General features: G+C 45.6%; 12 protein-coding genes and 1 tRNA gene. 2 read left to right on the top strand and 11 right to left on the bottom strand.

The window, feature by feature from the left end:
• Positions 1-120: 120 nt before the first annotated feature.
• From eno to MKX36_RS00930, 6 genes are all read right to left on the bottom strand, one after another.
• Positions 121-1,407: a phosphopyruvate hydratase gene (gene eno / locus MKX36_RS00955; protein ID WP_013368821.1), complete on the bottom strand. Its 1,287-nt coding sequence runs from the start codon at positions 1,405-1,407 to the stop codon at positions 121-123.
• A gap of 63 nt (positions 1,408-1,470) precedes the next feature.
• The gene (gene gpmI, locus MKX36_RS00950; protein ID WP_340864051.1) at positions 1,471-3,015 is read right to left on the bottom strand and encodes a 2,3-bisphosphoglycerate-independent phosphoglycerate mutase; all 1,545 of its coding nucleotides are present in this window, start codon (positions 3,013-3,015) and stop codon (positions 1,471-1,473) included.
• 1 nt (position 3,016) lies between these two features.
• Entirely contained in the window at positions 3,017-3,769 is a 753-nt protein-coding gene (gene tpiA, locus MKX36_RS00945) for a triose-phosphate isomerase (RefSeq protein WP_013308264.1), read from the bottom strand.
• 59 nt (positions 3,770-3,828) lie between these two features.
• Positions 3,829-5,010, bottom strand: a complete 1,182-nt coding sequence (locus MKX36_RS00940) for a phosphoglycerate kinase (RefSeq protein ID WP_016820125.1) — start codon at positions 5,008-5,010, stop codon at positions 3,829-3,831.
• 122 nt (positions 5,011-5,132) lie between these two features.
• Positions 5,133-6,143, bottom strand: coding sequence for a type I glyceraldehyde-3-phosphate dehydrogenase (gap, locus tag MKX36_RS00935; protein ID WP_017427870.1), 1,011 nt, complete (start codon positions 6,141-6,143; stop codon positions 5,133-5,135).
• A 92-nt stretch (positions 6,144-6,235) separates the two neighbouring features.
• A complete protein-coding gene (locus MKX36_RS00930; protein WP_017427871.1) occupies positions 6,236-7,273 on the bottom strand; it encodes a sugar-binding transcriptional regulator in 1,038 nt (345 codons plus the stop codon).
• 260 nt (positions 7,274-7,533) lie between these two features.
• Here MKX36_RS00930 and MKX36_RS00925 point away from each other — a divergent pair.
• Positions 7,534-7,605, top strand: a tRNA-Arg gene (locus MKX36_RS00925).
• 210 nt (positions 7,606-7,815) lie between these two features.
• Positions 7,816-8,412, top strand: coding sequence for an ATP-dependent Clp endopeptidase proteolytic subunit ClpP (gene clpP, locus MKX36_RS00920; RefSeq protein WP_013368815.1), 597 nt, complete (start codon positions 7,816-7,818; stop codon positions 8,410-8,412).
• 114 nt (positions 8,413-8,526) lie between these two features.
• Here clpP and MKX36_RS00915 read toward each other — a convergent pair whose 3' ends face one another.
• The 5 genes from MKX36_RS00915 to MKX36_RS00895 all read right to left on the bottom strand — a co-directional run bounded on the left by MKX36_RS00915 (position 8,527) and on the right by MKX36_RS00895 (position 13,241).
• The gene (locus tag MKX36_RS00915) at positions 8,527-9,636 is read right to left on the bottom strand and encodes a PdaC/SigV domain-containing protein (RefSeq protein ID WP_340864050.1); all 1,110 of its coding nucleotides are present in this window, start codon (positions 9,634-9,636) and stop codon (positions 8,527-8,529) included.
• A 238-nt stretch (positions 9,637-9,874) separates the two neighbouring features.
• A complete protein-coding gene (locus MKX36_RS00910) occupies positions 9,875-10,630 on the bottom strand; it encodes an SIMPL domain-containing protein (protein ID WP_031462595.1) in 756 nt (251 codons plus the stop codon).
• A 269-nt stretch (positions 10,631-10,899) separates the two neighbouring features.
• Positions 10,900-11,169 (bottom strand): HPr family phosphocarrier protein, encoded by a 270-nt coding sequence (locus MKX36_RS00905; RefSeq protein WP_013368811.1) that lies wholly within the window; start codon positions 11,167-11,169, stop codon positions 10,900-10,902.
• 135 nt (positions 11,170-11,304) lie between these two features.
• Positions 11,305-12,249, bottom strand: a complete 945-nt coding sequence (gene whiA, locus MKX36_RS00900; protein WP_013368810.1) for a DNA-binding protein WhiA — start codon at positions 12,247-12,249, stop codon at positions 11,305-11,307.
• 5 nt (positions 12,250-12,254) lie between these two features.
• Positions 12,255-13,241: a gluconeogenesis factor YvcK family protein gene (locus MKX36_RS00895; protein WP_013368809.1), complete on the bottom strand. Its 987-nt coding sequence runs from the start codon at positions 13,239-13,241 to the stop codon at positions 12,255-12,257.

The following is a 13,241-nucleotide window of genomic DNA, read 5'->3' as shown; positions in this document are numbered from 1 at the left end:
AAAACAGACCTGCTTGCATATAGCGAGCAGGTCTGTTTAATTCATGCGTAAAAGCTTCGAGCGTCAGACTTCGTGATCATAAACCATCGATCTAAGACGCTGTCAGCATTTTTCGCAATATTATTTTTTCAGGTTGTAGAAAGATTTCAGGCCATGGTATTGAGCCAGTTCGCCCAGTTGATCCTCAATGCGGAGCAATTGGTTGTACTTCGCAATACGGTCAGTACGGGAAGGAGCACCAGTTTTGATTTGGCCTGCATTTGTTGCAACAGCGATATCAGCAATTGTGCTGTCTTCGGATTCACCGGAACGGTGAGAGATTACAGCTGTGTATCCTGCGCGTTTAGCCAATTCGATAGCATCGAATGTTTCAGTCAGCGTACCGATTTGGTTTACTTTGATCAGGATAGAGTTACCGATGTTTTCATCGATACCTTTAGCCAGACGCTCAGTGTTAGTTACGAACAGGTCGTCACCAACCAATTGGATTTTGTTGCCCAGTTTTTCAGTGAGCAATTTCCAACCTTCCCAGTCATCTTCGGAGCAGCCATCTTCGATTGTGATAATTGGGTATTTATCAACCCAAGAAGCAAGCAGGTCAACGAACTCAGCAGAAGTGAAGGATTTGCCTTCGCCTTCCAAAGTGTATTTGCCATCTTTGAAGAACTCAGTGGAGGCAACGTCCATACCGAGGAATACGTCAACACCTGGTTTGTAACCAGCTTTTTCGATTGCTTCGATAATAGTGGACAGAGCTTCTTCGTTGGATTTGAAGTTAGGAGCAAAACCACCTTCATCACCAACAGCTGTGTTCAAGCCTTTGGAATTCAGTACAGATTTCAGGTTGTGGAAGATTTCTGCGCCAACACGCAGAGCTTCTTTAAATGTAGGAGCGCCTACAGGCAGAACCATGAATTCTTGTACGTCAACGTTGTTGTCGGCATGAGCACCACCGTTAACGATGTTCATCATTGGTACTGGCAATTGTTTAGCGTTGAATCCACCCAGGTAAGTGTACAGTGGCAAGCCCAGAGCTTCAGCAGCAGCGCGAGCGACAGCCATGGATACAGCCAGAATTGCATTTGCACCCAGTTTACCTTTGTTTGGAGTACCATCCAATTTGATCATCAGTGTATCGATTTCTACTTGGTTCACAGCATCCAAGCCGATTACTTCAGGAGCAATAATTTCGTTCACGTTTTTAACTGCTTGCAGAACACCTTTACCCAGGTAACGGGATTTGTCGTTATCGCGAAGCTCTACAGCTTCGTGAGCGCCTGTGGATGCACCAGAAGGAACGATAGCGCGACCAATCGCACCGGATTCCAGATATACTTCAACTTCAACCGTAGGGTTACCACGGGAGTCGAGGACTTCGCGAGCGTACACGTCAGAAATAATAGTCATTTGTACTTAATCTCCTTTGTAATTCATAATTTATTGGTCAAGCCTATACTTATTAAATCAAGCTTACTTGCGGGATGCAATCATAGATTTTCCTGTCATTTCCGCAGGTTGCGGAAGTTGCATCAAATCCAGAAGCGTTGGAGCTACGTCAGCCAGAATTCCATGCTCACGTAGAACGATATTTTCGTCAGTCAAAATGAACGGAACCGGATTCGTTGTGTGAGCTGTGAACGGACGTCCCTGCTCATCAATTTCCATATCCGCGTTACCATGGTCAGCGATGATAATTGCCACGCCGCCTTTGGCTTTAACTGCATCTACAACACGTCCAACACATTCATCCGTCGTCTCTACTGCCTTAATTGTTGGTTCCAGCATACCGGAGTGTCCAACCATATCCGGATTGGCAAAGTTCAGGATAATCGCATCATGCTTGTCGGCTTCGATTTCCTTAACAGCAGCATCCGCTACTTCATACGCACTCATTTCAGGCTGCAGATCATATGTAGCCACTTTAGGCGAGTTGATCAAAATACGAGTTTCGCCAGGAAGCTCCACATCGCGTCCGCCACTGAAAAAGAAAGTAACGTGCGGATACTTTTCTGTCTCAGCAATACGCAATTGCTTTTTGTTGTTTTGTACCAGCACTTCGCCAAACGTGTTGTCCAGGTTTTTCGGTTCATAGGCAACAAAGCCTCCAACCGTTTCACTAAACAAGGTCAGGCAAACAAAGTGCAGATTTTTAGGCCATTGTGGCCCACGGTCAAAACCACGGAAATCTTCATTGGTAAATACTTGAGACAATTGAATCGCACGGTCAGGACGGAAATTCAGGAATACGACAGAGTCATTGCTTTCAACCAGCCCTACAGGGCTTCCATCAGCCTTCACAATAACAGTTGGCTCCACGAATTCATCGAACACTGATTTTTCATACGATTCCTTCAATGCTTCGAGTGGGTCGGTATATTGAGGACCTTCACCGTATACGATTGCACGGTAAGATTTCTCAACACGTTCCCAACGTTTGTCGCGGTCCATTGCATAATAGCGTCCTTGTACGGTTGCAATTTGGCCAATGCCCACTTCCTGAATTTTAGCGACCAGTTGTTGCATAAAGCCTACGCCGCTATCAGGCATAACGTCACGTCCATCCATGAAAGCATGAATGTACACTTCGGTTAATCCTTCTTTTTTAGCCAGATCCAGCATAGCGAACAGATGGCTGATATGGCTATGCACACCACCGTCGGACAGAAGTCCGTACAAGTGAAGTTTAGTGTTGTTCTTCTTCGCATGCTGCACGGCTTTAACCAATGTTTCATTGTCGAAGAACTCGCCTTCACGGATGGACTTCGAAATACGAGTCAAATCTTGATATACGATTCGGCCTGCGCCGATGTTCAAGTGACCTACTTCGGAGTTACCCATTTGTCCTTCCGGCAGACCCACCGCTTCACCAGAAGCCGTCAAAGTAGTATGTGGATACTGTTTTAAATACCGGTCGTAATTCGGTTTATTGGCCTGTGCAACCGCATTGCCTTCCACAGTGTCACGCAGTCCGAATCCGTCCATAATAATTAAAGCTACCGGTTTTGGTGCTGTCATCTTACTTCGCCCCCTCAACAAGCGCGATGTACGACGCCGGTTGAAGACTGGCACCGCCCACGAGCGCGCCGTCGATATCGCTTTGACCCAGGTACTCAGTAACATTTTCAGGTTTTACACTACCACCGTACTGAATACGTACAGCATTTGCTGTATTTTCATCATACAGCTCTTTAATCAAACTACGGATGTAGGAAATCACTTCATTCGCATCCTGCGAAGTGGAGGATTTGCCTGTTCCGATGGCCCAGATTGGCTCATAAGCAACTACAACTTGTGCCGCTTGATCTTTAGCCAGACCAGCAAAAGCTGCTACAGTTTGCACTTTTACAACTTCTTTGGTTTGACCTGCTTCACGGTCTTCCAGCTTTTCGCCTACGCATACGATTGGTGTCAATCCATGACGGAATGCTGCATGAACCTTTTTGTTCACCGTTTCGTCTGTTTCGTTGAAATACTCACGACGCTCGGAGTGTCCGATCACAACGTAGTCTACGCCCAGATCTTTCAGCATTCCGCCGCTGATTTCACCTGTAAATGCGCCATCTTCTGCAAAGTGCAGGTTTTGTGCGCCGATTTTAATAGATGTACCTTTTACTGCTTCAACCAGAGCAGGAAGATTTGTAAATGGAGCACATATAACGCTCTCCACTCCTGCAACCTCTGCTTTACCTTTGATCTCTTCGATGAAGGTTTTAGCTTCTGGTACGGTTTTGAACATCTTCCAGTTACCCGCGATAATCGGTGTTCTCAATGGTTTCAACTCCTAACTATTAGGTGCCCTAAAGCCTTTATTACGCGTAATGCGTTTGATTATTTATCGTTAAGTGCAACAACACCCGGAAGTGCTTTGCCTTCCATGAATTCCAGGGATGCGCCGCCGCCAGTGGAGATGTGATCCATTTTGTCAGCCAAGTGGAATTTTTCAGCCGCAGCCGCAGAATCACCGCCACCAATGATGGTGTATGCTTCTGTTGTAGCACAAGCTTCCGCTACTTCACGAGTACCGCCAGCGAAAGGCTCGATTTCAAATACACCCATTGGTCCATTCCAAACAACCAATTTGGAGTTTTTGATAACATCTGCATAGATTTTACGAGTTTTCGGTCCGATATCCACGCCTTCCCAATCTGCAGGAATGCCGTCGATGTCCACAATGTTCGTGTTCGCTGTAGCGCTGAAATCGTCAGAAATAACGATATCCACAGGAAGGTAGAAGTTTTTGCCAAGCTTCTTCGCTTTTTCAATAAATCCAAGAGCTACGTCCAGTTTGGATTCATCCAGCAAAGATTGACCCACTTCATGACCTTGAGCTTTGAAGAATGTATAAGTCAAACCGCCGCCAATAATTACGTTATCTGCAATGTTCAGCAGGTTGTCGATTACGTCGATTTTGTCTTTTACTTTGGAACCGCCAATAATGGCTGTAAAAGGACGATCTGGATTCGACAGGGCTTTACCAATAACAGACAACTCTCTTTCCATCAGCAAGCCGGAAACAGCCGGAAGAAGATGCGCGATACCTTCTGTAGAAGCATGAGCACGGTGTGCTGCACCAAAAGCATCATTCACGAAAATGTCAGCCAGCTCAGCAAATTGCTTCGCCAGTTCAGGATCATTTTTCTCTTCTCCTGGGTAGAAGCGTACATTTTCAAGCAATAGCACATCGCCGTTTTTCAGTTCAGCCACTTTCGCTTTAACAGCCTCGCCAACTGCTTCGTCCACCTTAACAACAGGCTTATTAAGCAGTTCTGACAAACGCACACCAGCAGCAGTCAGACGCATGGATTCAACAACTTGACCCTTTGGACGTCCAAAGTGACTCGCCAAAATAACCTTTGCACCTTTTTCAATCAGGTAGTTAATGGTTGGCAAGGTTTCGCGAATACGCTTGTCATCGGTAATTTTACCATCCTCAACCGGAACGTTAAAATCTACACGAACAAACACCCGTTTTCCATTCAGTTCTATATCACGTACGCTCTTTTTGTTCATCTCCATATTCCTCCGCACCCTTATAATTTTACGAAACAGGAATTTAAGGCACATTTTGATATATAAAGAGCGGAAACAATAACACCTGTTTCCGCTCTATGATGTTGCTCGATAAGGAATTCTTATTTAGCCAATTTAGCGAAGTATTCCAACGTACGGATCAATTGTGCAGTGTAGGACATTTCGTTGTCGTACCAAGCTACAGTTTTAACCAGTTGTTTGTCGCCAACAGTCAGAACTTTAGTTTGAGTTGCATCAAACAGGGAACCAAAAGTCAGACCTTTGATGTCAGAAGAAACGATTTGATCTTCAGTGTATCCGTAAGTTTCAGGATCGGAAGCTTCTTTCATCGCTGCGTTGATTTCTTCAGCAGTTACGTTTTTCTCCAGAACTGTTACCAGCTCAGTCAGGGAACCTGTTGGTACTGGAACACGTTGAGCTGCACCATCCAATTTACCTTTCAGCTCAGGGATAACCAGACCGATTGCTTTAGCAGCACCAGTAGTGTTAGGAATGATGTTTTCAGCTGCTGCGCGAGCACGACGGAAGTCACCTTTAGCATGTGGAGCATCCAAAGTGTTTTGGTCGCCAGTGTAAGCGTGAATTGTAGTCATCAAGCCTTCAACGATACCAAATTTGTCTTGCAGTGTTTTAGCCATAGGAGCCAAGCAGTTAGTTGTGCAAGAAGCACCGGAAATTACAGTTTCAGTTCCGTCCAGAATTTCATGGTTTACGTTGTAAACGACAGTTTTCATGTCGCCAGTAGCTGGAGCGGAGATAACAACTTTTTTAGCGCCGCCTTTCAAATGTTTCTCAGCAGCTTCTTTAGTTGTGAAGAAACCTGTGCATTCCAGAACGATGTCTACGCCCAGGTCTCCCCAAGGCAATTCTTCAGGGTTACGGTTAGCCAAAACTTTAACTTCTTTACCGTTTACTTTGAAGAAACCGTCATGTACTTCTACTTGTCCTTGGAAAGTACCTTGTGTTGTATCATATTTCAACAGATGTGCCAGCATTTTGGAATCTGTCAAGTCGTTAATTGCTACTACTTCAATACCTTCTACGTCTTGAATACGGCGGAAAGCAAGGCGTCCAATACGTCCGAAACCGTTAATACCAACTTTAACTGTCATGAGTGAGTTCCTCCCAAAGTTCGTTTAGTTTAGTTTTATATATTCAAGACAGACCCGAAAGCCTGTCAAGACAACACAATTAAAAAACCTTATCAATCTCTTAAATAACGGCTTACAATCTCGGCAGCAGCGCCTTCGTCGGTGACAAGAATGTCTTCCTGTCCGAAACGCAATACTGCATGAATAGCAGCAGCCTTGCTCTTGCCTCCAGCCACACCTAACACCGTCTCCGTACGCCTGATGTCCTCCAAACGGAGTCCGAGCGTCAGCATTCTGTGAACAACGACGCCGTCTTCGTTAAAATAATAACCAAACGATTCGGCGACCGCACCCTCATTGCTGATCTGGGCAAAGGTTTCAGGGTCAAGCTTGCGTCTGTGGGCCATTGCTATTGCGTTGCCTATCCCGTGAATGATAATACGACTCTCTCGAATCAGGCTTAATATATCCTGAATATTCGTATCCTCAAGCAAGGAGTTGTAAGCATGATTGCTGAGCAAATCCGGTACATGGAGCAGACGGTATTGAGCGCCGACCTTGCGAGCCATCGTGGAGGCAATTGTATTTGCCTGCATTTCCATGCTCTCTCCCAAACCCCCGCGTGCCGGTACAAACCATCCGCCCTTAAGCGGGCCGTTAGCAGGTAATGCCAGTTGTTCCGCCACATCTGCAATCGTCGTGCCACCTGTTACAGCGACCACGTCCTCGTCATCCATAACACTCAGCAGCGCCTTTGCGCCAGCACGGCCCAGCTCCTGCTTCGCTAACGGTGAAGCATCCGAATCCCCTGGAACGACAACCACCTTCCTCAAACCGTAGGCTTGACGAATCTGATCCTCCAATTGGGACAGGCCGAACAAGTTGTTCGCGATCGGCTCCAGCTGTTCCAGCAGATCCAGTCCTGCTTTGCTCACCTTCATGCCCACACTCTCAATCTCAATTAGCCCTTGCGCTTTAAGGAGATCAGTCTCAGCGCGCAGTACGCGCTCGGTCATATCCAGTGAAGCTGCCAGTGTTCTGCGTCCGATAACTTCGGACAGCATAATCTGATGCAGGATCGTGTACCTTTTTTTCAAAACATCCATGAGGTCGGGCAGAAGCTGCTTCTGTATTTCTAATATCTTTCGCATGCTTTCCACTCCCGCACACTTCTAAGTTCTGTCTCTATGCTATATCTCTAACTGGTCTTAAAATGTCCCGGGATAACTTTTTAAGTCCCACGTATATCTTACCCAATATTTGCTTCACATGCAAGTCTATCTGAACCTATATTTCTCAACTTTTTATGTGAATATGCGCACGTAATAAAAGCTTGCAATTCAATGCCGTATATCATATAATCATCTTTGTTTCCAATTAATTAGTTGGTTGCTTGTAATGATTCATCTTTGCGCCCGTGGTCCAACGGATATGACGTAGGCCTCCGGAGCCTGAGATCGAGGTTCGATTCCTCGCGGGCGCGTCGTTTTATACGATTGGCTAAATGTTCCATATGATGTTTTTAACCAAAAAGAGCGCTAAGCGTTCTTTTTTTTAATCAATAGTTTGACTTTCTTTGACTTTTTGTTTGAAATTGTTTATCATGTGGTTAATACGGTAACAGTTTATAAATAGGGATGTGTATTCGGCATATCCACCAAATCCACTAACGATTTAAGGGAGGTTTTTTGACGTGAGCTATGTTCCTATGGTAGTAGAACAAAGTAACCGCGGCGAACGCGCCTATGACATTTATTCCAGACTGTTGAAGGATCGCATTATTTTGTTGGGCTCGGACGTCAATGACGTTGTAGCCAACTCAATTATTGCCCAAATGCTGTTTTTGGCTGCTGAAGATCCTGAAAAAGACATTCACTTGTATATTAACAGCCCTGGCGGTTCCATCACAGCTGGTATGGCCATTTTCGATACGATGCAATACATTAAACCTGACGTATCTACCATTTGTGTAGGTATGGCTGCTTCCATGGGTGCTTTCTTGCTGAATGCAGGTGCCAAAGGTAAACGTTTTGCCTTGCCAAACAGTGAAATTATGATTCACCAGCCACTAGGCGGTGCACAAGGACAGGCAACGGATATCGAAATTCGCGCCCGTCGCATTCTGAAAATGCGTGACAAGTTGAACCGCATTCTCGCAGATCGCACAGGTCAACCACTGGAACGCATCGAAAAAGACACAGACCGTGACTATTTCATGTCCGCTGATGATGCCAAGGAATACGGTATTATTGATAAAGTGTTAACTAGCTCCTCTCCAGAAGGTGTATAAGAAAAGTGGTTTTCTTCTGAATAGCTGGTAAATAAAAAGGCTGCCTCGGATTTTCGTATTCGGTAGGCAGTCTTTTTTATTTACTATTAATTTTCAATATATAACTAATCCAGATTATTGATTTTGTCCCGCAAAAGGCTTACCGCCCTGAGGCAGCAGTTGAGCGAACGAGTAAGTAAACTCCGGAATTCCATAAGCGTATGGCGCATAATCATACAAATCAAACACGATGGTTACTCCACTGTTGGTCACATAAAAATTCTGATCTGCGGCCAACTCTTTAAATTTCTCAAACCCTTCGCCAGCCTGGAGCGCATCAATTTTTTTCTTCAAATCAGTATTCAGGAACTTTTTATAGTTAGGATTTGCCTTCAATACATCAGACAATTGCAACTGCTTACCATCAGCAAGCGAGAACGTATATCCTTTACGTGCCGTCATACCGTGTGCGCCACCTGTATACGAGTAGTCCTGCATAATCACACTTAGAATACCGTCCTTATTATAGGCAATTGCAAAATCATTTTCGAAATCATACGGTCTTTCTGCTGTAACCTCTCCCTCTGCCACCATCTTTTTGCCTGCTGCCAATACTGTCTCTGCATGCTTTTTAAGCACATTATTAATGGCCTGTTGAGCCTCAGGATTCAGCTGGCTGCCGCTGATTTGCGGATACTTAATCTTATAGGATACCTTTGCATTACTCGAAGCTGGAAGCGTCTGAGATGCAATTGTGATCGGATTTAGCTGGCTTTTACTCAATGTTACTGTTTTCTGAGTTGCATTCCACTGCGCATCGATACCCAGATAGTCTTTCAGCAGACTCATAGGAATATATAGCTTCCCGGCGATCATTTTGGCATCCATGCTGCGCGTGTTGATCCCGTTCACATTGGCATAGGCATCCGAGGAGGAGACCACGATATAGAGCTTGTTGTACCCGCTCCCCACTGTATATGTCCCTTCCTTGGTGTCATAGCTCACCGGAATTCCCAAACTATCACGCAGTGCTGCCACTGGAATCATTGTGTTCCCGTTCACTTGTACACCTTTAGCGGCCAACGTTTTACCATTCCATTGGATGGCGATCCCGGGTTGCTGTGTTGTCGCTTGCTGCTGTTTGGTCGAAGCTGCCTCAATATAGGAAACGGGAACGACCGCAACCCCTGCTAAGATTCCCGCTGCCAGCAGTGCTGAGCCCCATTTTTTCGTATGCTTGTTCATCGTAAGTATTCCTCCTATTGTGAATCTGTATTATCTATGTGTTTTGATCACTTTTCTTATTATATCTATACCCCATTGTATGTAGTTTACAATCTGTACACTCACTGATTTCAATCTGTACACCTAACAGCCATTAGCTATGACAGACTCATTACAAAACGGTTTCAATAGACAAAAGAAGCCAACAAGTCACCCTGCAATGTTGCAGGCGCTTGCGGCTCCGTTTTAATGGTCTATACTAGTTCATCTCATATTGGGCAGACACTTGGACTTTCACCGTTACTTGGCCCGACTGTATCTCTGTTCCGCCACTCATATCCATGAGCGCTTTGGACATGGCATTCTCACGTTGTGTGAAAACCTGAGCTTCCCCGCCATCTACTGTCACATTCACCAGAGCCCCTAAGCCGCGTTTAGCTGATTTTGCTACGGCACTGGCTTTGGATTGAGCGTTATCCAACGCTTTTGCAATAGCAGCTTCTTCATAAGAAGAAGGATTCTCTACGGAAAACTGTATATTATCTACGTTGTTTGCACCGGAGTTTGTAGCCTCATCCAGCAGCTGACCAATTTTGTCCAAGTTGCGATATTTCACTGAAAGTGTATGGTTAGCAATGTAGCCTTTGAGCTTCTGTCCTTCCTTCTCGTTATAGGTATAGTTAGGTTGTACAGAGAACTGGCTTGTCTGAATATCGTCTGCACTGATACTCCATTTTTCTTTTAACAGCTGTGTGACCTTGTTTATTTTCGCAGCATTAGCTTTTTGAGCAGCAGCAGCAGTATTTCCTTCCGATTGCACCCCAATGGAGAGATAAGCGATGTCTGGCTTAGCCATTATTTCACCACTTCCACTCACGTTAATTACACCATTCGCCGTCGTCGCCGTTGCAGCATAAGCGCGATCAGCCCCCGTCCACAGCCCTCCTGCTACTCCTCCAGCTAATAATGCTCCTGCAAGAATTGCTGTGCTTACTGTTTTTGTCCAAACTCTCATCGTACTCAACCTCTTTCTTGAAAATGTTTGTACCTTCCAGACGGAAAAAACGGTAAAAGGTTGCAGTCAAGCGGTATAAATTTCCGAAACAAGGCATACCACAGGGGTTTTAATTATTTGTAGCTTGGACTTAATGCGGTGCTATATTCAAATAAATATACATCAATAGCTTAATGGTGGGACGGGTTGAATGCTTTTCTCTGGATACAAAAAAAGCCCCCGAGGGGGCTTTCACTAAGAGTACATCATATCACAAAGCAGATGTTCGTTTATTGATTTTCCAGTTCAACCTTACTAACCAGACTTACTAAAGCGTTTACAGCCTGTTCGGCGTCCGCACCTTCGGCACTAATATTGATTTCAGTACCTGTACTGATGGCGAGGCTCATAATACCCATGATGCTCTTGGCATTAACCTTTTTGTCTTCTTTTTCCACAAAAATTTCTGATGAATATTTATTCGCTTCCTGTACGAACAACGCAGCAGGTCTGGCGTGCAGTCCTGTTTTCAAGCGTACGACTACTGGATGTTTTGACATGTCAGCTTACCCCCTCATCAAATAAATCTGGACGCTATTTACTCCATTTTATTTATCACATTATAACATTAACCCGGGACAGACACTAGAAAAAAAACTAAAAAAACCGGGGCTAAGAGCCCCACAGACCCTTTTTTACGGAATCAGGCCGTTTTCCCCCCTGATTTTGTCAGCCATCTCATCAATTTTGCGAAGTCGATGATTTACACCCGATTTACTCACGACCCCTTTGAGCATTTCCCCGACTTCTTTCAAATTCAAATCGGGATGAGCGAGTCGAATTTCTGCCACTTCACGCAGCTTATCCGGCAAGGTCTCCAAACCAACTTCCCTCTCCAGCAGCTTGATATTCTCAATTTGCCGGACAGCGGCTCCGATCGTCTTGTTCAAATTCGCTGTTTCGCAATTAACAATACGGTTTACGGAATTGCGCATATCGCGCATAATGCGTACATCCTCAAACTTGAACAAGGCTTGGTGCGCCCCAATGATACTGAGCAGCTCAATGATCTTCTCGCCTTCCTTGATGTAAAGGATAAAGCCTTTTTTTCGCTCAATACAGCGGGCGTTGAGATGAAACTCATTAGCGAGATCAACTAACGCCTGACAATGCTCCTCATACATCGAAGAAATCTCAAGGTGGTAAGACGACCCCTCTGGATTATTCACAGAGCCACCTGCCATAAAGGCACCCCGCAAATAAGCCCGCTTACAACAGTTTTTCCGAATGATATCACGATTAATCCCGTCAGTGAACAAGAAACCTTCTGAGACAATATAAAGCTCCTTTAGCAGCTCTTGTACACCATTGGGGATACGGACAATATACACATTATTTTTTTTCAAGCGCATTTTTTTCCGTACAAGCAGTTCGATGTGAAGTTGAAAATGCTTTTTGATCAAGGAGTAAATCCGCCTTGCAATCGCGGCATTTTCTGTGGACACGTCCAATATCACCCTTTTATTCGACAGTTGTACGGATCCGAGCATACGTATGAGCGCAGACAGTTCCGCTTTTTCACAGCAGGGCTGGCTTTCAATCATCGTAAGCTCTTTTTTCGTTTGTGCCGCAAAGGACAAGGGACTCACCTCCTTCTTAACATCCAGTTTTGTACCAATTGGTAAATATGCTGGCTCAGTTTGTCGGCATCATGCCGTAAATACGTACGGAACAGAACTAACGTATCTGCCACTACTTTATATCCTCGATCAGCCAGCTCGCCCATGTCTACCTGAACAGGCTTAGCTCCCTGCTCGGCATACATCTCCTGTACTTGGGGTGGAATTTCCCCGTTATTCACAATGACATAGTCAAAGAGGTGATGCCCAACATGCTCATAGATCGCTTGCAGGTGATCTCCCACTGTATAGCCGTCGGTTTCCCCTGGCTGGGTCATCACGTTGCAGACAAATATTTTGATCGCATCTGATTTCACCACAGCCTCAGCAAGCTTTGGCACAAGCAGATTCGGTAAAATGCTGGTATATAGACTGCCGGGACCAATCAGAATCGCATCGGCTTCATTAATGGCTTCCACAGCCTCAGGCAACGGCTCCACGTGAGTCGGTTCAAGAAAAACACGTTTGATGCGTCCGCCCGCTTCCGGGATTTTGGACTCCCCGGTGATCACCGTGCCATCCTCCATCTCGGCGCTGAGCACAACGCCTTCTTCAGCCGCTGGCAGTACACGCCCCCGGACAGCAAATACACGGCTAAGCTCACGCACCGCCGTTACAAAATCCCCCGATATATCAGTCATCGCTGCTAAGATCAAATTCCCCAGACTATGGCCTGACAATCCTGATCCAGCACCGAAACGGTATTTTAGCATATCTGACATTACTGGTTCCACGTCAGCCAAGGCAGTCAGCACATTGCGGATATCCCCTGGAGGGGGCATCTGCAGCTCACTGCGCAATATCCCGGAGCTTCCGCCATCGTCAGCGACTGTAACAATAGCCGTAATATCCAGCGGCTTTTGCTTCAAGCCCCGCAGCATGACGGACAAGCCGGTTCCGCCGCCCATAACAACAATACGTGGGCGCTCCCGTTGTGATCCGGTCTCTTTCAT

This window comes from Paenibacillus sp. FSL W8-0439, assembly GCF_038008995.1.
GTDB classification, from domain to species: Bacteria; Bacillota; Bacilli; order Paenibacillales; family Paenibacillaceae; genus Paenibacillus; species Paenibacillus polymyxa.
The sequence above is the reverse complement of the archived record's forward strand: the minus strand, read 5'-3'. Positions and strand labels throughout refer to the sequence as shown.

Excerpts from the sequence above, each read along its gene's own strand:
- MKX36_RS00905 (WP_013368811.1), bottom strand. The coding sequence starts at position 11,169 with ATGTCAAAACATCCAGTAGTCGTACGCTTGAAAACAGGACTGCACGCC.
- eno (WP_013368821.1), bottom strand. The coding sequence starts at position 1,407 with ATGACTATTATTTCTGACGTGTACGCTCGCGAAGTCCTCGACTCCCGT.
- MKX36_RS00895 (WP_013368809.1), bottom strand. The coding sequence starts at position 13,241 with ATGAAAGAGACCGGATCACAACGGGAGCGCCCACGTATTGTTGTTATG.
- MKX36_RS00930 (WP_017427871.1), bottom strand. The coding sequence starts at position 7,273 with ATGCGAAAGATATTAGAAATACAGAAGCAGCTTCTGCCCGACCTCATG.
- MKX36_RS00915 (WP_340864050.1), bottom strand. The coding sequence starts at position 9,636 with ATGAACAAGCATACGAAAAAATGGGGCTCAGCACTGCTGGCAGCGGGA.
- MKX36_RS00910 (WP_031462595.1), bottom strand. The coding sequence starts at position 10,630 with ATGAGAGTTTGGACAAAAACAGTAAGCACAGCAATTCTTGCAGGAGCA.
- gpmI (WP_340864051.1), bottom strand. The coding sequence starts at position 3,015 with ATGACAGCACCAAAACCGGTAGCTTTAATTATTATGGACGGATTCGGA.
- gap (WP_017427870.1), bottom strand. The coding sequence starts at position 6,143 with ATGACAGTTAAAGTTGGTATTAACGGTTTCGGACGTATTGGACGCCTT.
- MKX36_RS00940 (WP_016820125.1), bottom strand. The coding sequence starts at position 5,010 with ATGAACAAAAAGAGCGTACGTGATATAGAACTGAATGGAAAACGGGTG.